Annotated in this window: 20 protein-coding genes; 15 read left to right on the forward strand and 5 right to left on the reverse strand. The window is 49.9% G+C overall.

Features of this window, described 5'->3' with window-relative positions; genetic code table 11:
- Nucleotides 1-50 precede the first annotated feature (50 nt).
- Both A3844_RS24920 and A3844_RS24925 read right to left on the reverse strand, forming a co-directional pair.
- A complete protein-coding gene (locus A3844_RS24920; RefSeq protein ID WP_074083078.1) occupies nucleotides 51-755 on the reverse strand; it encodes an AIM24 family protein in 705 nt (234 codons plus the stop codon).
- Nucleotides 756-779: 24 nt separating this feature from the next.
- The gene (locus A3844_RS24925) at nucleotides 780-1268 is read right to left on the reverse strand and encodes a hypothetical protein (RefSeq protein WP_074101822.1); all 489 of its coding nucleotides are present in this window, start codon (nucleotides 1266-1268) and stop codon (nucleotides 780-782) included.
- Between the two features lie 284 nt (nucleotides 1269-1552).
- On the opposite strand from A3844_RS24925, the gene A3844_RS24930 reads away from it, so the two are divergent.
- From A3844_RS24930 to modB, 10 genes are all read left to right on the forward strand, one after another.
- Nucleotides 1553-2245 carry a M50 family metallopeptidase gene (locus tag A3844_RS24930; protein WP_074083082.1) on the forward strand — a complete coding sequence of 231 codons (693 nt, stop codon included), beginning with the start codon at nucleotides 1553-1555 and terminating at the stop codon, nucleotides 2243-2245.
- 182 nt (nucleotides 2246-2427) lie between these two features.
- Nucleotides 2428-3111, forward strand: a complete 684-nt coding sequence (locus tag A3844_RS24935; protein WP_074101821.1) for a hypothetical protein — start codon at nucleotides 2428-2430, stop codon at nucleotides 3109-3111.
- Between the two features lie 231 nt (nucleotides 3112-3342).
- Nucleotides 3343-4308 carry a helix-turn-helix transcriptional regulator gene (locus A3844_RS24940; RefSeq protein WP_074083084.1) on the forward strand — a complete coding sequence of 322 codons (966 nt, stop codon included), beginning with the start codon at nucleotides 3343-3345 and terminating at the stop codon, nucleotides 4306-4308.
- A gap of 251 nt (nucleotides 4309-4559) precedes the next feature.
- On the forward strand, nucleotides 4560-5549 hold the full coding sequence (locus tag A3844_RS24945; RefSeq protein WP_074108768.1) for an ABC transporter ATP-binding protein: 990 nt from the start codon (nucleotides 4560-4562) through the stop codon (nucleotides 5547-5549).
- Nucleotides 5546-6538, forward strand: a complete 993-nt coding sequence (locus tag A3844_RS24950; RefSeq protein WP_074108769.1) for an ABC transporter ATP-binding protein — start codon at nucleotides 5546-5548, stop codon at nucleotides 6536-6538. Before A3844_RS24945 ends, A3844_RS24950 begins: the two co-directional genes overlap by 4 nt.
- Before the next feature lie 119 nt (nucleotides 6539-6657).
- The gene (locus tag A3844_RS24955) at nucleotides 6658-8325 is read left to right on the forward strand and encodes an ABC transporter substrate-binding protein (RefSeq protein ID WP_244169849.1); all 1668 of its coding nucleotides are present in this window, start codon (nucleotides 6658-6660) and stop codon (nucleotides 8323-8325) included.
- 80 nt (nucleotides 8326-8405) lie between these two features.
- Entirely contained in the window at nucleotides 8406-9410 is a 1005-nt protein-coding gene (locus A3844_RS24960; protein WP_074108771.1) for an ABC transporter permease, read from the forward strand.
- Nucleotides 9411-9421: 11 nt separating this feature from the next.
- Entirely contained in the window at nucleotides 9422-10318 is an 897-nt protein-coding gene (locus A3844_RS24965; protein WP_074108772.1) for an ABC transporter permease, read from the forward strand.
- 205 nt (nucleotides 10319-10523) lie between these two features.
- Entirely contained in the window at nucleotides 10524-11303 is a 780-nt protein-coding gene (gene modA, locus A3844_RS24970) for a molybdate ABC transporter substrate-binding protein (RefSeq protein ID WP_083607008.1), read from the forward strand.
- A gap of 53 nt (nucleotides 11304-11356) precedes the next feature.
- On the forward strand, nucleotides 11357-12019 hold the full coding sequence (gene modB / locus A3844_RS24975; RefSeq protein WP_074108774.1) for a molybdate ABC transporter permease subunit: 663 nt from the start codon (nucleotides 11357-11359) through the stop codon (nucleotides 12017-12019).
- Nucleotides 12020-12414: 395 nt separating this feature from the next.
- Here the strand turns inward: modB and A3844_RS24980 are convergent, their stop codons facing one another.
- Entirely contained in the window at nucleotides 12415-13410 is a 996-nt protein-coding gene (locus A3844_RS24980) for a helix-turn-helix transcriptional regulator (protein WP_074101813.1), read from the reverse strand.
- Nucleotides 13411-13533: 123 nt separating this feature from the next.
- Nucleotides 13534-14322 (reverse strand): polysaccharide deacetylase family protein, encoded by a 789-nt coding sequence (locus A3844_RS24985; protein ID WP_244169850.1) that lies wholly within the window; start codon nucleotides 14320-14322, stop codon nucleotides 13534-13536.
- Nucleotides 14323-14497: 175 nt separating this feature from the next.
- Between A3844_RS24985 and A3844_RS24990 the strand changes: the two genes are divergently transcribed.
- The 3 genes from A3844_RS24990 (at nucleotide 14498) to A3844_RS25000 (ending at nucleotide 22595) form a co-directional block, all read left to right on the forward strand.
- Nucleotides 14498-15907, forward strand: coding sequence for a deoxyguanosinetriphosphate triphosphohydrolase family protein (locus A3844_RS24990; RefSeq protein WP_074083093.1), 1410 nt, complete (start codon nucleotides 14498-14500; stop codon nucleotides 15905-15907).
- Nucleotides 15908-16336: 429 nt separating this feature from the next.
- Nucleotides 16337-20548: a glycosyl hydrolase gene (locus A3844_RS24995; protein ID WP_074108775.1), complete on the forward strand. Its 4212-nt coding sequence runs from the start codon at nucleotides 16337-16339 to the stop codon at nucleotides 20546-20548.
- Nucleotides 20549-20804: 256 nt separating this feature from the next.
- Complete coding sequence (locus A3844_RS25000) at nucleotides 20805-22595, forward strand: methyl-accepting chemotaxis protein (protein ID WP_074108776.1); 1791 nt, start codon at nucleotides 20805-20807, stop codon at nucleotides 22593-22595.
- Between the two features lie 108 nt (nucleotides 22596-22703).
- Here the strand turns inward: A3844_RS25000 and A3844_RS25005 are convergent, their stop codons facing one another.
- Complete coding sequence (locus A3844_RS25005) at nucleotides 22704-23660, reverse strand: D-2-hydroxyacid dehydrogenase (RefSeq protein ID WP_074108777.1); 957 nt, start codon at nucleotides 23658-23660, stop codon at nucleotides 22704-22706.
- Nucleotides 23661-23831: 171 nt separating this feature from the next.
- Between A3844_RS25005 and tnpB the strand changes: the two genes are divergently transcribed.
- Complete coding sequence (gene tnpB, locus A3844_RS25010) at nucleotides 23832-24914, forward strand: IS200/IS605 family element RNA-guided endonuclease TnpB (RefSeq protein WP_074108778.1); 1083 nt, start codon at nucleotides 23832-23834, stop codon at nucleotides 24912-24914.
- Nucleotides 24915-25078: 164 nt separating this feature from the next.
- Nucleotides 25079-25684: an RNA 2',3'-cyclic phosphodiesterase gene (gene thpR / locus A3844_RS25015; RefSeq protein WP_074108779.1), complete on the forward strand. Its 606-nt coding sequence runs from the start codon at nucleotides 25079-25081 to the stop codon at nucleotides 25682-25684.
- Nucleotides 25685-25724 lie beyond the last annotated feature (40 nt).

The raw sequence follows: 25724 nt of genomic DNA on the forward strand, positions 1-25724 counted from the left end.
TGTGAATTCGCGGGCGCTCTTTTGCGGGTGTAGAGGCAATCTCATCTGGGCTACTTAATGAAGACTCCGCCGAAAGGAATGGCTTCACGCAGAAACCGCTTGATAATGCCGTCTTCATTATTGTCACGCTCGAAGCGGCGGCTTTGGCGTCCAGCCTGAAACATCACCGGCCCGTGACCGGTCATTTTCCAGTGGTAGCTCATATGCTGGCTGGCTAAGTGATTGCCGTAGACTGTCAGTTCAAGCTTGGCATTTTCGGGATAAGCGATGATACTGCCGGCATCAATGTATATTGGATCGAAGGGATGCAGCTCGGCTTCACATACCGTTCCTTCGGTCAGAATACCGATGCTCCCCGGTCCGGAGAACTTGACCTTGATAATGTCGCGTGTCACAAACATGTTCTTCATGCTTAGCACTCTTGTCTGCATGGTGATTCCTTTGCTGTAGAAGAACAAATGCCTGAAATCATAGAGCAAATCGCTTTTCCCGTCCAGATGGAAGGTCTTGACGCGGTAGCCGGGAGGTAAAGCGGCTACAAAGCGGCAGGGTCCGGTCATATCCGAACGGATCAGTTTGCGTTTGCGGTACATTCCCTTGACATCCATCAGCCGGTCCGCACGGCCTGAAGAAGGGCCTTGATATGCGATAATTTGCTGCGGATGCAGCACATGGATCTCCTCGTTCGCTTCTACAGTGAAGGCCACGGCTTGTCCGCTGCCGCTGTCACCTTCATCCTGGATATCAATGTTCATCCTTTACACTCCCTCATGTACTCATTAACCCAGGCGGTCACTTTTTCTGGACCGGTGGCGCATGCCCAGCCGCAGCAGCCGGATCATCAGGAAGTAACCGAGTACAAGTGCAATTCCGGTATAAATAGTATTTTTGATCCGGTTATAGTACTTTTCCCTGGCCGTACGATCATCTTTCAGTTCATTGACCACTTGGCTAAGCTTGCGGTTCTGTTCCTGCAGAGCGGCGTTCTGGGCTTGATAGTCTGCCATCTGCTGCAGGGTCTGGCCCAGTTGGTCTTTAGTCTGCCCAAGCTCGTCCTTCGTCTGCTGAAGCTCCTCCGCCGTTTGCTGATAACTCTCCTGCAGCTTGTTAACCTCACCGGGAAGCTCCGAGAAACTCTGCAATCCATTGTATATATCATTGATATAATTAGCTTTTGCCGCAGGAGCGGGAAAGATGACTGACAATCCCAGGAGCAGCAGTGCTGAAGACAACAATTTGGCATAAGTGCGTTTTACCTTTTGCTTCATTATAAATCACCACCTGTATTAGGCTAGCCTTCCTTCTTTATTTTAGCATAGCAGGACAACATTCGCGCGGCATATGGTGCCGAAGATGGGCCGGATTTGGCGGTTTAAGGGGTTATTTCTCCTGAATGACAACCACCTATCAGTAATACCGCATAAGCCTCCTGATGGTTTCTATTTCATGGTTGAAAAGGTACAGTCCTGTAAGTGGGCAGCAAAGGCGTATCTGATGTCTACCGTTTCCGCTTAAATTAACGTATACTTTGTACGGAAAGGGGCTGCATGTTATGAATAAATGGCTCAAAACCCTGCTGTTTCTTGCAGGTTCTGCACTTCTAACCCGGTGGATACCGTTCTCTTCGCTGTTTCGTAATCTGGATACCCTGTTCCATGAATTTGGCCATGCGCTGGTGACACTGTTGCTCTCGGGCAGAGTGCTGCGGATTGAACTGTACGCGGATCACAGCGGAGTTACCTATTCGGCAATCGAAGCGGGTGGAAAAGCGATTCTGGTATCACTTGCGGGTTACCTGTTGGCGTCTGTATTCTCGCTCCTGCTATTCTATTTATATACTAGAGGGCGCTATCCATGGGGGCTGATCATGGCCTCCGGCGTGGCCCTGATCATGCTTGTCCTGTATGTGCGGGGCGGCTTTGGAATGCTGTGGCTAAGCGGATTCATCCTGTTAAATCTCATGATGCTGTTGGTCTGGCCAAAGGCCGGCAAATATTATTATTTATTTCTGGCTTTTCTAACCCTGGAGGAATCCGTCACGGGTACACTGTTTCTGGTCTCAGCTGCGGCAATTACACCAGACCGTGCGGGCGATGCGACCAATCTGGCAAGACTTACACCTCTGCCTGCCTTTGTCTGGGCACTCCTGTTCTTTGTATTCTCGCTGCTGTGTGCAAAATGGGCACTCGGGTTCTTTTTCGAGGGGGAACGGAGCAGACGCTACTCAGACAAACTACTAAAATAATGGCAATCTTCCGCCATCTTTAGACAAAAGAATGAGCTTTCGCAAAGAGGCACTCTACTTTACAGGGGGAGTGGCTCTTTTTTTGTCGATATTATAGGACCGAACATATATTCCATGACAAGGAGTTGTCCGCCAATATTGGTACATTAATAGAAGACCCAAAAAAAGAAAGAGGTGGAAATATGCAAGCAAGTATTCAACCCATATTTACATGGAGCCAGGAACGGATTTTTGCCGGCGGAACCCAAAATGTCATTCTGCTCATAGAGTGGAAGGGGATTTCGGGGAAGGAAGAATCCCGTAGGCAGAGCCGGAAGGTGGTAGCCCGTGAGATTGAACTTAGGATCTGGCTGGAGGCGCATGTGACCTTCACTGAATGTCATGGCTGCACTGCAGAAGCCGGAGAAGGACGTTCTATACTGCTAAGGCTTGGAAAAATACAATCCAAGGCACGTAAATTTATCGCATTGGAATTCTCAATGGCAGCTAAACCGGCGGGAATACATGAGGCTCTCTGGCTGCAGTGGCAATACAAGCAGCCTCCGGTAGAACGGATCCGCGAGCTGCCACTGAAAAAACTCAGCTTGGAGTATTCGCATCATACGGATGTGTTGTCAGAAAAATGCTGCTTCCATGTAGAGAAGCATTTGGAGCTGCTGAAGACAAAAAAACTGCTGGAAGAAGCGGTGTTGCATCGGACAAAAAGCTCTGTGCAGACGGACTTCGAGCATCTCCGGAGGCAAGCGGATGACCTGCTGCTCCTGGCGGCCAGATCAGGAGATATGCAGCTTGTGAAGGAAGCGGAAACCGTGTATAAACAGCTTGACGCAGAGGTTAATGTATGGAGTAAGACCGCAACAAGATAGAGAGCTCTCCGGCATATAAGCAATCCTGCCAATACATACATAAGATCAATCCATCATAGAAGTTTGCTTGGATTTGTTGACTGCTAATATGATTTTTATATGTGGTAATATAGTAAAATAGTTCTATTATATTTATTAATTTCGGTTATAAGATCATTGGTTATAGATACATATAACTAATTTACTTAAAATAATGGGTCTATTTTACCATGAACTCAAGGGGAACTGAAAATGACAGACCGATTGATCCGGCTAATGCGCATCATTACGCTAGTACAAGCCAAACCTGGAATTTTGGCCCGTGAACTGGCGGAACGCTGCGGTAACAGCGAGAGAACGATATACAGGGATATGGACGCGCTGAGTGCCATGCACATCCCTATAACCCATTTGGGACATGGGAAAGGATATGCTTTTATAGGTAATTTTGCTTTATATCCTCTGGATTGGTCGGAAGAAGAATCGGCCGCTTTTTCACAACTGCGAGGCATTTTGGATGATATCAAACCCATGCTGCCTCCCAGCTTTGAGAGCGCCTACGAGAAAGTAATGGCCGCAGCCTATAAGCAGAAGGCGGAAAGGGAAGAAACCATGGAAACTGCCAAGAAAGAAGCAGGACAGCTCTGGATGGAAAGAAGCGGATACCAGGATGAGCCGCCCCCCTTTTTGACTGAAATATTGGCCGCCATTATGAAGCAAAGCAGTATTCTAGCCGACTATAGTTACAATTCCTATGAAGAAAGAGGCATCCGAATTGACCCATACTGCCTTGTTCCCTTGGAGAATCGTTATCATTTAATCGGTTTTTGTCATCGATTCGGGATTATCCGGACGTTTCATCTGGGTGGGTTCTCTAATGTAAAGCCGACGAATCACTGGTTTTCCAAAGAGCAATTTGATCTGCAGGCTTTTATGGAGGAGAAATGGTCTCTGGACCAGGACAGTCTGCAGGTAGAGTTCAAGATCAGGTTTTCGGAACGGATGATGGACCGGATCAAAAATGAGGATATGTTCGTGAGGCCGAGCAAGGTTGACCGTCAGAGCAGGTGTGTGCATTTTAAAGTGGCGGTGGAACAGGACATTGGTTTTGTCCGCTGGATCTTAAAATTTGAAGAAGAGGCGGAGATTGTAGAGCCTCTCTATTATCGGGAATTGCTGAGAAATCAATTGGAAAAATGGCTATCACTATATAAATAGCGATATATTTATTTAATAGGAATTAATTTACTATACTATAACATTTGATGTTAGTTTTATGCATAAGTTTCTCTTGTCTACAGTAGAATTCTATAGTAATGTTATACATTAAATAACAACAATGGTTTTTTAATCCCAAATTCATTCCGCTATGTGTTAGATATGGGTTAATGTTTCTATCTTTTGTGAGGTAAGTCACTTTCCTTTCATTTGACCTTTGTTCAATTTTTAAGTGGAAGAGAGGTATCGTCTTGATCCAGCCTATTTTGAAAATTGAGGATCTTCATACGCATTTTTTTACCGGCCGGGGCGAAGTGCCGGCTGTGGACGGGGTTGATCTGTATATTAATCCGGGTGAGGTTCTGGGTGTGGTAGGAGAATCGGGTTGCGGTAAAAGTGTTACTTCGCTGTCCATTCTGAAGCTCGTTCCGAATCCGCCGGGTAAAATAGTGAGCGGACATATTTGGCTAAAGGGCCTGGATATCGTGCCGCTGAAGGAAAAAGAAATGCGGAAAATCCGCGGTGACACCGTATCCATGATTTTTCAGGAACCAATGACTTCCCTTAATCCTTTGTTTACCGTCGGCCAGCAAATCATAGAAACCGTCCGGCTGCACCGGGGGCTGGCCAAGAAGGATGCGCGTGCACATGCGGTGGATATGCTTCGCAAGGTAGGCATTCCACGGCCGGAGGCCATTATTGATGAGTATCCGCATCAATTGTCAGGAGGGATGCGGCAGAGGGTGATGATTGCGATGTCGATCTCCTGCAGTCCCGAACTGCTCATTGCCGATGAGCCGACAACGGCACTCGATGTGACGATACAGGCACAGATTCTGGACCTGATCCGCAAGCTCAACGAGGAGCAGGGAACGGCGGTTATGCTAATCACTCATGATCTTGGCGTGGTTGCGGAAATGTGCCACAGGGTTGCCGTAATGTATGCCGGCAAGGTGGTGGAGGAAGGCAGCGTGCGGGATATTTTTAAGAATCCTCTGCACCCTTATACTCGAGGGCTTATTGAGTCGGTTCCAAGAATGGGTGAAACCAGAGAGCGGTTGTACTCCATTCCCGGGAATGTCCCTATCCTGAGCAAGGAGATGCAGGGATGCCGGTTCGCGCCCCGCTGCCCGAATAGGATGGAGATCTGCCGTCAATCGCTTCCACAGCTCAAACTGCAGGATGAGAACCACAGCTGCAGATGCTGGCTGCATGATAATCAACGGGAGGATGCGGTATGAGTGAGAGCCTGCTGGAGGTCAAGAACCTCAAAAAGTATTATCCAATCAACAAAGGCTTCTTCAATAAGACTGAGGTGTATGTGAAGGCTGTAGATGATATTTCCTTCGCTGTCAAACCAGGGGAGACCTTTGGCCTTGTCGGGGAAAGCGGCTGCGGCAAATCAACAACCGGACGTTCATTGCTTCGTCTGATTGAGCCCACGGCGGGAGAAATCTGGTTTGAAGGCCAGGATATTACGAAGCTGTCTATGGAAGAGATGCGGAAGCGCCGGAGGGAAATGCAGATTGTTTTCCAGGACCCGTTCTCTTCACTGGACCCGCGTAATACCGTGCAGCGCATCCTCGAGGAACCGATGATTGTGCATGGCGTAGGCAATGCGAAGGAACGGCGGGCTTCAGTGGAGCGGCTGGCAGATGTTGTCGGTCTGGCCAAGGCTCACCTTCAGCGGTATCCGCATCAGTTCTCCGGCGGCCAGCGCCAGCGGATCGGGATTGCCAGAGCGCTTGCACTGCAGCCGAAGCTGATTATTGCTGATGAGCCCGTATCTGCCCTGGATGTGTCTATCCAGTCCCAGGTCATTAATCTAATGCAGGATTTGCAGAAGGAATTCGGACTAACCTACATATTTATAGCCCATGACCTCAGTGTGGTGAAGCATATTTGCGATCGTGTCGCCGTAATGTACCTGGGACGGATTGTGGAAATCACCGACAAGAATAAGCTATATGACCAGCCGGAGCATCCTTATACTCAGGCGCTGCTGTCTGCAGTGCCTGAACCTGATCCGGATATCCGTAAGGAACGGATTATTCTGCAGGGGGAAGTGCCTAGCCCGGCAAATGCGCCGGTAGGCTGTGCTTTTAATACCCGTTGCCCGCGGGTGATGGATATTTGCCGTAACGTAAGGCCCCCGCTGCTGGAGACGGGGGCCGGGCACTTGACCGCATGTAATTTGTATTCCACAGGGGCCAAGGCTCATTTAGCCTAGAGTGTACAGCAGGAAGACTATTCCTTAATCAATCATTAGCCCTGGTTTATGGCTGCACTTTGACGCAGCTCCATATAAACGTTTTAACATTTTAAATGGAAGAAGGGAGCTTTTTAGAGATGAAGAAATGGAGTAGTCTTGCACTGGCAGTAACGCTGGGGACGGTTTTGACGTTAAGCGGCTGCGGAGGTAACAACAACAATTCTGCAGCAGAAGCAACTGCCGGCTCGAATGCGGCGGCGACCACCACACCGGAGAACTCTCCTGAATCGGCAGCAACGCAGGATACATTGATTGTGGGACGCGGCGGCGACTCTGCCTCGCTGGACCCGGCTATTGTGACCGACGGAGAATCTCTGAAGATTGCCCATCAGGTATTCGACTCTCTATTGGAGTATAAACCGGGAACTTCTGAAGTGCAGCCTTCGCTTGCTGACAGCTGGGAGGTTTCTGCAGACGGTCTGACTTACACTTTCAAGCTGCATCCGGGTGTGAAGTTCCACGACGGAACGGATTTTGACGCAGAGGCGGTAGTATTCAATTTCACCCGCTGGAGCGATCCGGCAAGTGAATTCAAATTCGAAGGCGATTCTTTTGATTATTATGATTCCATGTTCGGTCCTGAAGGCAGCCGCGTGATCAAGGGAGTTAAGGCTGTGAATGCGACGACTGTACAATTTACACTGAACCAGCCACAAGCGCCATTCCTGCAAAACATTGCGATGACTTCCTTCGGGATTGCCAGCCCTACAGCTATTAAAGAGAAGAAAGAAAACTTCAAAAATGAGCCTGTAGGCACCGGGCCTTTTGTCTTCACTGAATGGAAGCACAATGAATTCATCACGCTGGACAAGAATCCCAACTACTGGAAAGAAGGACTTCCTAAGCTGAACAAAGTCATCGTTCGTTCTATTCCGGACAATTCGGCACGCTTCAATGCCTTGCAAAACGGCGAGATTGACCTGATGGAGGATTTGAGTCCGGATGATCTGTCTACGCTTGAAGGCAATACTGAACTGCAGAAGATTCAGCGTCCGCCGTTCAATGTCGCTTACCTCGGCTTCAACTTCAAGAAGAAACCTTTTGATAATGTAAAAGTGAGACAAGCGCTGAACTATGCTGTAAATAAACAGGCGATTATCGATGCCTTCTTCTCGGGCCAGGCTACTGTCGCAGTGAACCCTATGCCTCCATCACTGTGGGGCTACAATGATGCTGTGAAGGATTATGAATATGATCTGGATAAAGCCAAGGCGCTCCTGGCTGAAGCCGGATACCCTAATGGTCTGCCGGATACTGTAACGCTGTATGCAATGCCTGTATCCCGTCCTTACATGCCTGACGGCAAAAAGGTTGCAGAAGCCATTCAAGCGGATTGGGAAAAAATCGGCGTCAAAACCGTCATTGAATCCCCGGAATGGGCGACTTATCTTGATGATACCAAAGCCGGAGAAAAAGATGATATCTACATGCTCGGCTGGACAGGCGATAACGGGGACCCGGATAATTTCCTGTACACACTCCTTGATAAGGATGCGATTCCAGGCAACAACCGCACCTTCTATGTAAATGAAAAGCTGCATACCCTCCTGATCAATGCCCAGAAAGAAACGGATCAGACCAAACGTTCCGATCTGTATAAGCAAGCTCAGGAAATCATCAAAGCGGATGCGCCTTGGATTCCACTGGTGCACACCACACCGCTGCTGGCTGCCAAGGCCAATCTGAAAGGTTATGTTCCAGGTCCGACAGGTACGGAATATTACAGCGAAATATATTTCGAATAGTATGCTCCATAAGTATTTCCTTGCCGCCGCTGCCTGCGGCGGCAAGTTATGCTTAAGGAACTCTGGAAGGTGAGCCGAATTTGAACTCCTACCTATTAAAACGCATTATGGTTCTAATCCCTGTGTTGATCGGGATGACAATTATCGTTTTTTCCATTATTCATGCAATACCGGGTGATCCGGCAGAAACTATCCTTGGTCAAAAGGCTACGGAACAGTCGAAGCAGGCGCTTCGGGAGCAGCTCGGTCTGGATAAACCATGGCTGCAGCAGTACTTCAACTATATGGGTGATTTGCTGCAAGGTGATCTGGGAACCTCCATACGGACCAAGACACCGATTGCCAAAGAAATTATGCCTTATCTCGCGGCTACACTGGAGCTTACGGCTGCCAGTATGCTGTTCGCTACAATTGTAGGTGTCAATGCGGGGATTCTGAGCGCTTGGCGGCAAAATTCATGGTTTGACTATACCGCAATGGTTATTGCACTCATTGGCGTATCCATGCCGATCTTCTGGCTTGGGCTGATGGAGCAACTGTTATTCGCGCTGAAGCTGCATTGGCTTCCCTCCATCGGGAGGATGGACCAGCGCAATCCGGTGGAGAGCATCACCAATCTCTACGTAATTGATACCATCATTGCCGGACAGTGGGGACAGCTGTGGACGGTTATTAAGCACCTAATCCTGCCAAGCATCGCGCTGGGCACGATCCCGATGGCAATTATCGCCCGGATGACCCGTTCCAGCATGCTGGAGGTTATGAATTCAGACTACATTCGTACGGCAAAAGCCAAAGGCATGTCGCAATTCCTGGTCGTGTATAAGCATGCGCTCAAGAATGCACTGATACCTGTGCTGACGGTAATAGGTTTGCAGACCGGCGCTCTTCTCGGCGGCGCGGTGCTGACGGAGACAATCTTTGCTTGGCCGGGCGTGGGGAGATATATATTCGAGGCGATCAGTTCCCGTGACTATCCGGTGATTCAAACGGGGATCCTGATCATTGCCTTTATTTTTGTTTTGATCAATCTGCTTGTGGATCTGCTCTACGCTGCTATCGATCCGCGCATCAATTACAAGTGAGGGATGGACCTATGGGACAGGCATCAATTCATGCAACGCCTCCGGCTGCTGTACCTGGCGACAAGGTATCCGGACCTTGGCGTGATGCGTGGAACGCTTTCCGCAAGAACAAGACAGCTATGCTCGGGTTAGGCATTATCGTGTTTTTTGTGCTGATTGCATTGTTGGCACCACTCATCGCGCCGTATGGCTTCAAAGATCAGGAGCTGGTTAACCGGCTAAAAGCACCGTCTGGTGACCATTGGTTCGGCACGGACGATCTGGGGAGAGATATGTTCACCCGCATTATTTATGGGGCGCGTATCTCGCTGTGGGTTGGTTTCTTCTCAGTCATCGGATCTATTATTGCGGGGACCTTTCTGGGCGTGCTGGCCGGCTTCTACGGGAAATGGATTGATATGCTGATCTCGCGTCTGTTCGATATCCTGCTTGCCTTTCCGAGTATTCTGCTCGCTATTGCTATTGTGGCTATTCTTGGACCTTCCTTGCAGAACGCGCTGTACGCTATCGCAATCGTAAATATCCCTTCCTACGGCCGGCTTGTGCGGGCTAAGGTTCTCTCGCTGAAGTCGGAAGAGTACATTACAGCGGCAAGAGCGATCGGGATGACCAACACCCGTATTCTGCTTACCCACATCCTCCCTAACAGTCTGACGCCAATTATTGTGCAGGGTACACTCGGCATCGCTACTGCAATCATCGAAGCGGCCGCCCTTGGCTTCCTTGGCCTTGGCGCCCAGCCGCCAGATCCTGAATGGGGTAAAATGCTCTCTGACTCGCGTCAATTCATCCAGAAGGCTCCCTGGACGGTGGTGTTTCCTGGTCTGTCCATCATGCTGACTGTGCTGGGCTTCAATCTCATGGGGGATGGCCTGCGGGATGTGCTTGATCCACGGATGAAGAATTAGTGAATTAGTGCTCTTCCATGTGGTCCTTTAGGCGTTCGTTACGCCTAAAGGTCTTTTTTTGTGTTAGTTAAGAAACGCCAATTCCAAACAGCCTAACTACACATATCTAAATATATACAAACATAATCAAACGTATAGATAAACCAAAAAGGATATGCTAAAATAGCATCTAAATATACAAGATACATACATGGGAGGAATGGAAATGTTCAAGAAACTTGGAGTAGTTGTAATGGCTGTGCTGCTGGCAGTGGCTTTGTCGGCGGTACCTGAGAAGCAGGTTGAGGCGGCGAAAAAAACGGAAATTATTATCTCTGCCGCAGCGAGCCTGCAGGACAGTCTCGACAAGATTGCTGTACTCTATGAGAAACAGCATCCTGATATTGATCTTGTGTTCAACTACGGTGCTTCCGGTACGCTGCAGAAACAGATAGAGCAAGGCGCTCCGGCCGATCTGTTCTTCTCAGCAGGGGATAAGCAGATGAAAGCTCTCGTCGATGGCGGACTGGTTTCTGACAATACGGAGCTTTTGAAGAATCAGCTGGTGCTGGTTGTGCCTTCCGATTCCAAGACTTCCATTTCAACGATTACTCAACTTACGGATAAAAGCTTCAAAAAAGTGGCTGTAGGACAACCTGAATCGGTTCCGGCGGGACAATATGCGCAGCAGTCATTGACAGCCAAGAACGTATGGGATACGCTGCAAAGCAAGCTGGTATTTGCCAAGGATGTGCGCCAGGTGCTCTCTTATGTGGAAACGGGAAATGCTGATGCCGGATTTGTCTACAAGACGGATGCTCTTACTTCGAACAAAGTGAAGATCGCTCTTACCGTAGGCGCCCATGTGCACAAGGCGATTAATTATCCGGTAGGCCTTGTGAAGGAATCGAAGCATCAGGCGGAGGCCAAAGCCTTTTACAGCTATGTTCAGACCAAGTCGGCAAACGATGTCTTCACCAGCTACGGGTTTAAGCTTGCTAATTAACCTAAGGGAATCTAAAGTTTAACTTATTTAACATATACACGGGGTGAAGAGCGATGGAGATCAATTGGACTGATTTTTTCGCCCCGGTCTGGCTTTCGATTAAGATCTCAGTCATAACCAGTATCATTGTGTTCCTGCTGGCGACACTGGCAGCCAAGATGATGGCGGGACGGAGGTTTCCTGGCTACAGTCTGCTTGAAACGGTGCTGCTGCTTCCGCTGGTGCTGCCGCCTACCGTGGTCGGGTTCGTATTGCTGGTGATTTTGGGCCGGAGGAGCTGGATCGGGAAGCTGTACGAGCAGTTTACGGAGCACACGATTCTATTCACTTGGGGCGCGGCGGTTATTGCTGCGGTTGTCGTTGCTTTTCCCCTCGTATACCGTACAGTGAAGGCGGGCTTTGAAGGGGTGGAAAAGGATCTGGAGGACGCTGCACGTGCGCAGGGAGCCAGCGAGCTTCAGGTGCTTACATATGTGACGCTTCCGCTCGCCGGCCGCTCGCTGGCAGCCGGATATGTACTTGGCTTTGCCCGCGGGCTTGGTGAGTTCGGAGCGACCATTATGGTGGCTGGCAATATTCCCGGCCGGACGCAGACTGTGCCTACTGCCATTTACGTGGCTGTCGATGGCGGGAATATGGCGCTGGCCTGGATGTGGGTATGCTCGATTATTGTCATTTCCGCGCTCATGCTGATGTTCGTTAACCGCCGTTCCTGACAGAGTGAAGGTAGTATGGGTTATCCATGATAGCATACAGAGCAGATCTTTGGGCAGAGCAGTGCCTACAGACCTGCTTTTTGCTGTGTTATTGTTGATAAGCAGCTCATCGAAGGATACCGGGCGGACAGGCGGGAAATGCTCGGACCTTTAGTGGAAAGATACAAGGATGACTTGTACCAGTTCTGCCGCCACCATACCCTGTAACTGTATGATCTGACCATAAGCTGTTCAAAGAGCTGGAGACGAATAAGGAGGGGGAGGAAGAGCTGCAGATACAACAAACCGGCACCTACAAGCTGGAGATCGTAGGAACCGGAACGAAAGGGAGCTATAAGTTCAGCTACAAAAAGGAAAATAAGGATTCTGAGTAAGCTGGCGGCGATAGAAGTGTATCAAGTTTCGTAAATAACGTTGCCGGTCTCGCTAAGGTCATAGCCATGAATGGAGCTGAGCTCGTTCTTAAAGGCGGTTGAACGTAAAATATCAATAACGGTTCCGATCAGTGCTTCGTGCTCCGGTGTCTTGAGTATCACCAGATCGTACCGCTCCTGGATGAGCGGGATGAAATCAACACCGTCAATAATCTTGGCGGCTTTTTCTGTGCCGATGCCCACATCAGCTTCTCCCCTGGCGACTCTGCCGGCAATAGCGAAATGGCTGTTCTCCTCGTTGCCATACCCGCTGATGCTGGAGGAAGAGATGCCATGGAGGCGGAGCTGCTCGTCCAGCAGAACCCGTGCTCCTGCACCGCGTTCCCGGTTGATCAGCTTAATTCCGCCCTGCTGCAGATCGGACCAGTTATGGATGCCTTTCGGATTGCCCTTTTGCACATAGAAGCCTGCACTCCGGGACAGCATATGCACTACGATATAAGAAAAGCCGACCAGCAGTCTGCGGATATAAGGCAGATTGTACTCCCCTGTATCTCCGTCCAGCAGATGGGTGCTGACAATGTCGGATTCCCCGTGGTACATCGCAATCAGGCTGTCCAGACTCCCGGCATACGACCGCAGAGGACGGGCAGAAGACTCGCTGCGTTCCAGATGAGTTGCCAAGATGTCCAGTGACATATCCTGCCCGGTAATCACCACATTCACGCCGGCGGCTTTGCCGGAGTGTCCCTGCGTCTGGTTAAACTGCAGCGGCAGGACGGGCTTAGGCATGGACACCGGCGCTTCGGCCAGCCCTGGGGCTGTCGTCAGACTTCCGGAAGTACCACTGCGCGAGTTCTGTTTGTATGCCTCCAGGTCGGAAAGATCCACACGCATCTGCTTGCCGACCCGGTAGGAGGGCAACTCCCCTTTTTTGATCAGATCATAGACCTTGAGTTTGGATATCTTCAACAACCGGGCGATCTCCTCGGTTGTGTAGGATGTATTTTCGGACATGGATAAAGCCTCCTAAGGATGAACTGCGGCAGTTCTCTGAATACAGCTATAATAGCTCAAGACTACCTTATTTTAAGTTCCTGTGCAATTCATTCACCCGGGAGGCTGGAGACTTAGAGGAGGCTAAAATGCCAGATGTCTGCGTTGCTTGACCTGCTGGAAATCGGACAGTCCGATCATATCGGAAACGGTGACAAAGCGGAAGCCTTGCTTCTGCAGCTCGGGCAGAATAATTTTCAGTGCCTCCAGGGTTTGCGATTGTCCATGAACATGGTCATGCAGCAGCACGATGTCGCCGCTGTGCGCATTGCGGATCACGCGGCTGGCGATGCTGTACACACCCGGGCGCTTCCAGTCACGTGTATCCTGATGCCAAGACCAGAGCACCGGCGTAAGGCCCATGCTGTTGGAGACATCGACCAGGGTCTCGTCGTACATGCCGCCCGGCGGCCTGAACAGGCTGCTGTGCCTGCCGGCTACCTTCACAATCTCCTTCTCGGTCAGCGCAAGCTCCTCTTGAATCTGCTGCCCGGAGACCGGCTTTTTGAAATAGATATGGTTATAGGTGTGGTTGGCCAATTCATGTCCGTCTGTGATCACCCTTCGGGCGACATCGGGGTAGGCTGCGATTCGTTTGCCGATAGCGAAGAAGGTGCATTTGGCGTTGTACTGACGAAGCACCGCCAGAATCTGATCAGTCTCGGAGGGATCGGGACCATCGTCGAAGGTCAGGGCGATTACTTTTTGGCTGGTGTGCACTTCCCAGATCATGTCGCCTCTCTGCTCGTAATAGTCACGGTTTTTGACAATGGGCTTGCCTTGTGCAGGGTTTGTCATGCCAGAGACTAGTATTATTGCTGCAAGTGCAGCGGCAGTGGTTCTCCAGACGGATTTCATTGGCTTCAGGTCCATTCCACTCTGTATCCGGTACAGGTTATTTGCATTGCTGTTCTAGGATGCGCCAGGACGGATATGAAATATTCATACCTGTCCGAGTCCCCCGATTATTTCTATTTAGGAGTGAAAGTTCCGGGTAAAATGACTATAATGAAATACTAAATACAGAACAAGGATGGGGGCAGCGGATATGACACTAATTGAAAAGAGAGAGCACCGGCAATATCCGGAGATTACCCGCCTGGAAACCTCTAGAGCCGCATATGAACGTGATTATTCACGTCTGATTCATTCGCCGACCTTCCGCCGGCTGCAAGGCAAGTCACAGGTATTCGGTGCAGGCACGGGAGACTATTACCGGACGCGTTTGACCCATTCGCTGGAGGTGGCGCAGATTGCCCGTGAGGCGGCCAAAAGCCTGCTGCGCTCCTACCCGGAGGTGGAGACCGGACAAGCAGAGAATCCCGGGCTGGTCATCGATCCGGAAGTGGTGGAGTGTGCAGCGATCGCCCATGACTTCGGTCACCCGCCGTTCGGCCACAAGGGAGAAGAGGTGCTCGACAGCATACTGGAGCAGCTTGTGGCGAAGAAGACAGCGGAGGCGGTTCGCAAATCCGGAGCAGGTCCGGTGCAGCAGCAGACGATCCGTGAGAACATGAGACGGCAATATGAGCATTTTGAAGGCAATGCCCATAATTTCCGGCTGATTATGTTCCTGGAGAAACGCGAAAATATCGACGGGCTAAACCTCTCGGATGCGGTGCTGCTGGGGATCAATAAATACCCTTTTCCCGGTACGGTCTTGAAGAAGGGCATGTATCTGCACGAATGGAATTATATCTCGGACATCCGCAGCCAGTGGGGAGTTCCGGAAGGAAAGAAGACGCTCGAAGCCCAACTGATGGACCTTTGTGATGACATCGCATATTCTGCGCATGATCTGGAGGATGGCATTAAAGCTGGTAAAATTGAGGTGCATGAGCACTTCATGCATGATGCGTATATCCAGAAGCTGATCGTAGAGAAAATCACCACTTTAGAGGATGCCTTCTGGATGGGGTGGAAGGATGCCGACATACACATCAAGGTTGAAGAGGTACTGAGCTCGTTCCTGCGGGTATGGATGGAGAAGATGCCTACCTGTGAGAATGATTATTCCCGTACCCGGCGCGAGGTCAAGGCTTATTGGGTTAGCACCTTTGTAGCCAGCCTTGGTGTCATTGAGGATGGGGACTGGAAGAAGGTTACCTTCATTAAAGATGGTCAAGAGGATGAGGACATGCTGCGGACCGTCAGTGTGCTGAAAAGCTTTGCCTGGGTCACGATGATTCGTGATCTGCGTGTGCAGCGGCTGCAAAAACGCAGCGAGTGGATTCTGCGGCGCTTATGGGAGGCATTCCTGGACCCGGAAGCCTCACGGGCGATTATTCCCAGCGATTGGCTGCAGCGTTTTGAGAAGGATCAGCGTCAGGCTAAGCCCATCTGGACCTGGGAGCATATGGTGATCGATTATATCGCCGGAATGACGGATGCTTTTGCCGAGAAAATATACAATGAGCTGTACGGATTAAAAGTCGGATCGATATATGATCTGGACTAGAATGAAGCTGATCGACGGAAGCTGCTGAAGCTGCTGATCATGAGAGTGAACCTTCCTAAATAAAGTGAGCCGTTCCTGTAAGGGGCGGCTTTTTTCTGGTCTCTTATTTTCTTTTCTGGTCTTTGCTTTAGAATTCTGGTGTTGCCTTGCTCTATTTTGTTATTATATTGTTATTATTTTTGGTTGAGGTAGTTCAGTTGAGCGCCTCCGTTTGTAAAAAGGGGTATTACTAATATGCCCTTGATATACATAGGTTTATGCGAATAATAACTATTTCTTATCTTCAGTAACTTCAATAATAGATAAAAATTTTAGAAAATATTATAATTTTGTTATTGTTTATTTATGGTTGTAGTGCTAATATTGCCAATGTAGTTATTATGTTTCTTCGTAAAAATGAAAACCCTTACACAAAAGGAGGACAAATGGATGAAGAGATTCAAAAAAGGGTTCACGCTGCTCCTCACCTCCATCATGCTGATTTCGATGGCGGCTCCTGCGCTTGCAAGCGGCAAGGCGGATGAGAAGATGGGAATGCACTGGGCCAAGGACAGTATTGCAAAGTGGCAGGAAAACGGTGTGGTTCAGGGTTACCCTGACGGATCATTCCGGCCAGATAATCAGGTGACCCGGGCTGAGCTGGCCAGCATGGTGAATAAGCTCTTCGGATTCAGCGCTGCGGCAGTGAACCCCTTTGCAGATGTACCGGCAGGAGTCTGGTATGCCAAGGATCTGTCTATCGCCAAACAGGCCGGTTATTATAAAGGCTTCCCGGACAACAAAGCGAAAGCGGATACAAAAGTCACCCGTCAGGATGCCGCCGCTCTTTTTGCAGCAGTGTTCTCGTTAAAGCCAAATACTGGTGCGGCATCTGCCGCTTTCACGGACAGTAGCGCTATCAGCGGCTATGCCAGGGAAGCCGTTCAAGCGCTGAACGGAACGCTTAGCGGATATCCTGACGGCAGCTTCCGTCCGGACATTCCCATTACCCGGGCTGAGCTGGTGAGCATCGTTGACAGACTGGTCAGCCGTTACATTAACACGTCCGGAACGGTTACCGGCGGTGCTATTCAGGGCAATGTCCTGATCAACCACACAGGTGCTGTGCTCAAAGACAGTGTGATTTCGGGCAATTTATATTTGGCGCCCGGCATCGGTAGCGGTGAAGCCACCTTGGAGAATGTAACCGTGACAGGTTCCGTATATACTGCTGGAGGCGGAGAGAACTCCATTCATTTCAATCATTCCAAGCTGGCTGCAGTGAATGTCAACCGGCCGGAAGGTAAAGTGCGTATCGCAGACGAGGGCGCTACAACTGTAAGCCGGATGGGAATTGAAAGCGCTTCTATTATTGAGGTGGCCGAGAATGCGGTGATTTCCGAACTTGTAATCGGCAGCGGTGCTGCAGGCACTTCTCTGGCAGGCAAGGGAACGATCAGCAAGCTAGACGTCCGCGCAGCATCCGTTGTCCTGAACGGCCAGCCTCTGGCGGCCGGAATCTATAGTGTTAAGGGCGGAGTGGCTACGGCGTGGACCGCAGCGGGCAGTACTCCGGCTCCAAGCCAGCCGGTTGCCACAGCTTCGCCTGGCAATCCATCTGTAACACCGGTACCAAGCAGCCCGGTGGTCACACCTGCTCCAAGCAGCGGTAACGGGGGAACCGAACCGTCCCCGCGTCTCGTGAATTTGGCAGATGCAGATGCATCGTCTGCCACCCGGTCACTGTTCGCTTATCTGGAAGATATCAGAGGAACAGGCACCCTTTTCGGGCAGCAGCACGTAACCGACGAAGGCCAATCCATCAAGAAGCTTGACGGAACGGAATCCGATGTGAAAAATGCCGTTGGTGCTCATCCGGCCCTGTTCGGCTGGGATACACTCAGCCTGGAAGGCAAAGAGAAGCCGGGAGTATCAGGGGATGTGTATGCCAGTATCGGCAACCTCGTTGCCAGTATGAAGAAAGCCTATGAATCGGGAGGTGTACTTACCCTCAGCTCACATATGCCTAACTTTGTGACCGGAGGCGATTTCTATGACCTTAAGGGCTCTGTCGTATCACATATCCTGCCCGGCGGGGACAAGCATGCCGAGTTCAACACCTTTCTGGATCATATCGCGGCCTTTGCGAACAGTCTGAAAGACGATAGCGGCCAGCCCATTCCGGTTATTTTCCGCCCGTTCCATGAACAGAGCGGCAGCTGGTTCTGGTGGGGGCGTGCTTTTACAACAGAGGATCAATATAAAGAGTTATACCGGTACACAGTGGAATACCTGCGGGACATTAAGAAAGTGCACAACTTCCTGTATGCGTACTCTCCGGGCGGTGGTTTTGGTACGGATGAAGAGCAGTATCTCGAAACCTATCCTGGTGATGATTATGTAGATATTCTGGGCTTCGACAGCTACTACAACGGGGAAGGGCAAAGCTGGTTCGACGGTGTGGCGACAGAGGCCGCAACGCTCTCGAAGATTGCCGATACGAAGCACAAGGTTGCCGCGCTGACTGAATTTGGCTATCAGAACATGAAGGTGGCAGGCAACTCCACTCCGGATTTCTATACCCGTCTCAGTACGGCGTTAAAATCCAGTCCGGATGCCAAGCGAATGGCCTATATGCTGACCTGGGCTGATTTCACCCCAAGCGAGAACTCTTATGTTCCTTATGCGCTTGTTTCTGGAGAACAGCATCAGATGATGGCCGACTTTAAAGCTTTCTTTAATGATGCGTACACACTGTTCAGCGGCGAGATTAACGGTGCTTATACAAAGCTAGTTACCGCTGCTAAGGAGCAGCCGTTCATGCACATTGCCTCTCCGGCAAATCAGGCGACTGTAACGGAGAAGACGACCCGTATTCGTGTTCGCGTACTAAATGTGGAGCCGTCAAAAGTGGTATATTCCATTGGTGGATCTACTGCGGAGATGCCGCTCGTACTGGACCCGGTAACAGGCTTTTATGTGGCAGACTGGTCCCCGGACGCGAAGCTGAACGGTAAGATGGCGACGGTCACGGTGAGGGTATACGGTGAAGGCGGAACCGTATTGTTGGAACAGACGAACACGGTTTATGTAAAAATCAGTGAAGTTCTGCTTGGAGTCTATACATTCGACAACGGCATTGAGGGTGTTCAGAGCAACGGCGGCTATCAGGCGGCAATAGACTCCACCCAGCCGGTTTCGTTCAACGGCAGCGGTGTGCTGAAGGTGAATGCAAGCGGGATGAACCCCGCAGATACTTGGCAGGAGCTGAAGCTGGAGCTCAAAACTGCAAAAACGGTTATAGACAGTGTGTATTTATCGGATGTGACCCGCGTCAAGCTGGAAGCATGGGTTCCATTGTCCGCGCAGCCGGAGAATGGGAAGGCAAGTCTGCAGGCAGTCGTGCAATTGCCTCCGGATTGGAACGGCAAGTATGGGATCGGAACGACACAGGTCACTTTTGCGGATCTGCCAAAAGTAACCATCGATGGCGTGGAATATGTGCATTTTACACCGACTATTGATTTGACTGACGCAGCGGCGCTCCTGGCAGCCGATGATATTGCGGTATCCATTGTGGGCAGTGGACTGGCAAGCGGGAGTATTCCGCTGTATATCGACAATATCGGATTGTACAGCACCTATGTGGAGACCGGAGCTGATCCGGCAATGGTTGACGATTTCGAAGGCTATCTGGGCAGTAACGAGGCGCTGAATACAAAATTTGTGCATGCGGGTGGAGATGCGACCGAAACGGTGCTAGATGCGAATAAGCATAGCGGCAGTTACGGCATGAAGTATACCTATACCCTGGGCACGAGCGGATATTCAGGTGTGACCAAGGCGCTTAACGTGGATTGGTCCGCTTACAATGCACTTCAATTCTGGTATAAGCCGGATGCCAAGGGGCAGAAACTGGTAATACAGATCAATGCCGGTGGCAGCACTTACGAGTACTACCCGGACACGACCACTGACGAGGCTGTACTTGTAACTGCGAAGTTCAGTGAGTTCGTTCCGGCCAATGGCGCTACAGGAACACTGACCAAGACTAACCTGAAGGATGTTCAAAAGTTCTCAATCTACACCAATGCCAGACCGGATGGTACGCAGCTGACATCTTCGATGTACTTTGACGACATTAAGGCGGTTAATGATCCGAATGCCGGAAATGTGCCGGGCGGAAGTACCGGAGGCGGCCTGCCTCTGGGAACCCTGTTTGACTTCGAAGGCTCTGTGCAAGGATGGACATTTGGTGCTAACACTATGGGAGCAAGCCATTTGATATCGGGTACTGACGGAGGCAAAGGGGTACTGAGCGCTGACTATCCGCTTGAGGCGGAAGCCCCGAAGGTCTTCGATCTGAACTTCGTGGGTGATAAGGACCTGAGCAACGGCAGCACCTTGAAGCTTCACGTGCGGGTTTCATCCGGAACGGCCAAGGGCAAGATGTTCCTGAAAAGTGGAGCGAACTGGGACTGGGCCAATACGGATGAAGTGACCTTAACGGATCAATACCAATGGATTTCGCTGGATCTGAATGGATATGACTGGACCGGAAAGGTCAAGATCGATAAGACAATGGTTCGCGCGCTGGGCTTGGAGATATTCTCTACGGACAGTGCAGCTAGCGTATATGTCGATGAAATGATTCTGGAGTAGCAAATCATAACAGCACATCGCCCTCGTGCAGCCGCACGGGGGCTATTCATATACAATAAATGAGGATAGCCCAGCTAATCCCGGTCCACCTGCAAATATGTCTAATTCCCTATTCCTGAACCTTACATAGTATAAAATTCTTAATTCATTCTTCCGAAATAAAGACTATAGTCTTTAGTTTTGCCTATTTATGAAAATGAAAAGTAACAATTGGAAGTTGAAGTTATGTTTTCACAAAGGTTGAGGGGGCGCTGACATGGTTGAGAGGCTTAGGCAGAAAGGTTTTGGGAAGAAAGGTACCTCGGGAAGGTGGAATAGCGGGATCATGAAGCGGGGGGTCGCAAAAGTCAGAGGCAGCATCTCAATAAAGATTGCCTCCGGTTATGTAGTCTTGGCCATTCTGGTTATGGTTCTAGGGGGCGTCTCCCTGTCTCAAATGAAAGGAATGCAGAAGAATACAGGCCAAATCGTCGACGAGATGATTCCTGCGCTGAATCAGATCCACAATATCAATTACTACACAGAACATATTATGTCTGTCAGCATGCAGCATATTTTAGATACCGGGGGTACCGGGAAGGCGAAGCTTGAACAGGAACGTGATTCGTATATCCGCAAGTTGGCTGAAACCATGAAAAGCTATAAGGCTGTCCTCAAGAATGAAGGTCAATTGCAGCAGTTCAATGCTCTCCAGGATAAGTGGGATGAGTATATGACTATCAACAACCAGACGATCAAGCTTAGCGGATCAGGCGATGAGGAGCTTGCCCTGGAAGTCTCGAAAAAAGGGATTGCCGCATTTAACGCCATGCAGATTGATATCGTGAAGCTTGTGGAATCCAGTCAAAAGGAAGCTGCGGATAAAGGAGAGCAGGCTGGTGATATTTACAAGACCTCCTGGACCCTGAGTCTTATCACGCTGGCGTTGGTATTGATTGTAATCGGGGGCATCAACATGCTCATCCGGCGGTTGATGATTCACCCGGTGAAGAAGGTGACTATCCATCTACAGCGTATATCCGGGGGTGACTTGACTGCGGAGGATACCCTTATTGGGAATATGGATGAAATCGGCCTCTTGGCAAAGACAGTGAATGACACGAACCGGACCCTTCTGGAAATCGTCAACCGGATCAGAAGCGTTGCCCAGATTATTACAGAACAAAGTGAAGGCTTGGTAAATAACGTAACTACAACCAAGGAAGGGGGCACCCAGATTGCCCTCACCATGGAGGAGTTGGCCAAGGCGGCAGGAAGTCAGGCCGAAGCGGCTGTGGATGCATCCAGAGCTGTAGAGGACATGAACCGGCTGATTGAGAATTTTGCCGGCAAAGGCATAGAACTGTCGGAGCATTCCGAGCAGGTTAGGATGAAGGGCGATAAAGGTAAGGAATTGATGGAAAGCTCTGTAGCACAAATGGGCCAAATTGCCGAGGTGGTGTCACGATCCATGGAGGCGGTAGAAGAGCTTAATCTCAAGAACGAGGGCATATTCAGGCTGGTGGGATCGATCCGCAGCATTTCTGAACAGACGCATCTTCTGGCGATTAATGCGGCAATCGAGGCTGCTAGAGCCGGTGATAGCGGACGAGGCTTCGCTGTTGTTGCACAGGAGGTGCGCAAGCTGTCGGAGGATGTGCAGCAGACGGTCTCGGAGATTACCGGCATCACACAAGGCATCCAGGATGATTCCAGGGAAATGGTTCAGCAATTACGCAGCGGTGTGGAGAAGACGGAAGAGGGCAGCCGCAAAATCATGGAAACAGGTGAAGCATTGGCCGAAATTAACAAGTCAGTATACGTGATGTCCAGCACCATTGATGAGATGGGCAATGATCTCCAGCAGATGACCGGGGCAAGTGAAACCATGAATGAATTCAGCCAGCACATCTCAGCCCTGGCCCAGGAATCGGCGGCCAGTGTGGAAGAGACTTCGGCATCAGCCCATGAGCAGGTCAGCTCCACCAATGAGGTGGCAACCGGGATAGAACAGCTTAGAACCCTGCTGGGAGAGCTGAAGGAATCAGTTACGCGGTTTCAAGTATAGAAGAGCGGAGCGTTAGCGGATGTTTTGCTGATGCGGAACCTGTTCGTGAACATTAAATAACGGGTGTTGTCCTTGGGAGAGGACAGCACCCGTTATTTGCTTACTCCGTTAATACCGGCGGCTGTAGTCTACCAGATTGCGTGCAGGGGCTCCTGATTTCAAATAGGATTTCATGTTCTCTATAAAAATATCAACCAGCCGGTCCGCATAGCGGTCCGTGGCCCCGGCACAATGCGGGGTGATGATGACCTGTTCCATCCCCCATAGCGGGTGCTCCCGGGGAAGCGGTTCTGCCTCGAAAACATCCAGGCCGGCACCGGCCAAATGTCCGCTGTTCAGCGCCTCCATCAGAGCTTCTGTATGGGTTGTGGCTCCCCGGCCAATATTGATATAATAAGAGCCCTGTTTACAGGCTGAGAAGATCTCAGCATCGAACAGTTGCTTCGTCTCTTCGGTAAGCGGGAGTGTGTTGATCACGAAGTCGCCTTGGCCTACAGCATCTTGAAGTTGACTAGTCGTGTAAACTTCATCGAAGCTGTCAACCGGCTTGCCGGAGCGGCTTACGCCCACGGTTTTCATCCGAAAGGCTTTTGCGATTCTTGCGGTCTCACTGCCAATAGCACCGGTTCCGGCGATAACAGCCGTTTTACCGGTCAGTTCACTCTCATTGCCTTCCGAATGCCAGCGGCGGTTCAATTGATTGCGAACCGCTGTATGCAGATTCCGGGTAAAGAGCAGCATGAAGCCGAAAATGACCGCTGCAATCGGCTCCGCGTGCACACCGCTGGCGTTGGTCAGGAGAATTCCTTTGTCCTCCATCGCATCAAGAGGAAGCTTCTCGATCCCCGCCGACCAGGTCTGCACCCAGCGCAGCGGAGACTCGGGCTTCAGCAGCGTGTCTCTAACTCCTTTGCCCCAGCCGATAACAATTTCGGCTTCGGCAAGCATGGCAAGATCGGGATCTTTGCTGTTTCCAAGTATAAGGGAATAACCTGGAGCGGCTTCGCGGATTAACTCTTGCTGCCGTGGTGAAAGAGTGTGCAAACAAACAATGGATTTCGTCAAGATGGTTCCCTCCCATTATACTATTTAATAATAAGTTGTCAGAATTCCCCCACTTCTAAAGTGGTGGGATGAATGTAAACGGTCTTTCTAATCCATAGGAAATGAACATCCACGCATGCGAACATTTGTGCTATAATGAATTCGTAAATTCCTGGAAAGGAGTTGCGTGGTATGTTCGTACATAAAGCGTATAAGTACCGGATTTATCCTAACCCCGAGCAACAACAATATCTAGCTAAGGTGTTCGGATGTGTCCGGTTTATCTACAACAAAATGCTTGCGGATAAGATCGAACACTATCAACAAACGGAGAAAATGCTCCATAATACACCTGCCAGGTACAAGAAAGCATTCCCGTGGCTGAAAGAAGTGGACAGCCTTGCATTAGCAAACGTTCAGCTCCACCTGGAGAAAGCCTATACGCATTTTTTTCGGGATAAGAACGTGGGTTTCCCTAAATTCAAAAGCAAGAAGACGAACAACCATAGCTTCACAACGAACAATCAAAACGGAACGATAGCCATTGAAGAGGGAACGATTAAAATTCCGAAACTAAAGACAAGAATCCGAATCAAGGTCCATCGTCCATTCACCGGGCGAATCAAATCCTGCACCCTATCCAAAACACCATCAGGAAAATATTTTGCTTCCGTACTGGTGGAAACAGAACGAATCCCTCTGCTGAAAACAGAAAAGAAAATTGGGGTGGATCTGAGACTAAAAAACTTCGCGATAACTTCGGATGGTGAAGTGATCGTAAATCCGAAACATCTACGTCATTCGGAACAACGATTAGCCAAGCTGCAAAAGGACTTGTCGAGAAAGAAAAAAGGGAGCAATAACAGAAATAAGGCAAGGCTGAAGGTTGCCAAGCTTCATGAAAAAATAGCGAATCAACGTAAAGACTTCTTGCACAAAACGTCCACCCAAATGATACGCGATAACCAAGTGATCATGATGGAAGACCTGCGTGTAAAGAACATGATGCAGAATCACAAATTAGCGAAAGCCATCTCCGAAGTATCGTGGAGCCTGTTCAGAGAAATGCTGACCTACAAATCAGAATGGTACGGTAGAGAATTGATGATTGCGCCTAAACACTTCGCAAGTAGTCAATGTTGTTCCTGCTGTGGCTACAAAAATGCAGAAGTGAAAAACCTTGCAGTACGAGAATGGACTTGTCCTGAATGTAGTGTACAACATGACAGAGATGTAAACGCAGCTAAAAACTTACTACAATTAGCCATATCATAGGGCAACGATTGGGCTAGGAACTAGCCTATAAGCTTGGGTAAACTTGGAGCAGTAGCTCTATTGACCAAGAAGCACCCACCTCTTAGGTGGTGTGTAGTTCACTAGGGCTGTCTGATTCTGTATAGAATAAGGATAACAAATCTACCCTGAAAGGTGAAATTGAAATGGATCGTAAGCAGTCCGGCTCTGAAATGGAACGCTTGTTCATCGCGGTGAATCTTCCCTCCCTACTATGTAAGAGCCTGGGAAAAGAGTGCAGCTCCTTGTCTGCCACGCTGAATTTTGCCAAATGGACACATTCTGAGGATTATCACATTACCCTGCAATTTCTCGGGGATACACCCAAGCCGTTGATTCCTGATCTTCTTGAGGCCTTGAAGGAGGTATCCTCCACTTGTAAGCCATTTCAACTGCACCTCACAGAATGGGGGGCTTTTGGGCGCCTGGAAGCGCCAAAAGTGCTCTGGGCGGGGGTTTCCGGAGAGATGGATAAACTGGCGGATCTCCAGAAGCGTGTGATTTCCGCTACCCGTCCTCTTGGTTTCATACCCGAAGCAAGAGAATTTAAACCACATCTTACATTGGCCCGCAAATACCGCGATACCCTCCCGTTCAGCCTCGAGAGGCTTTCTGATTTACGTGCCCAACTGCCCGATGTTGAGGAAGATATTGGAACAGCGGGCTGGACGGTGGATGGTTTTTTGGTGTATGCTACCAGGATGCATGCCATTCCTATGTATGAAATGATCGAAAAATTACCGTTTTTCTGATATAAAATCGATAAGAAAGTTTTCAAAGCTTCCATTTTCG

This window comes from Paenibacillus helianthi, from assembly GCF_001909055.1.
Taxonomy (GTDB): Bacteria; Bacillota; Bacilli; order Paenibacillales; family Paenibacillaceae; genus Paenibacillus_AQ; species Paenibacillus_AQ helianthi.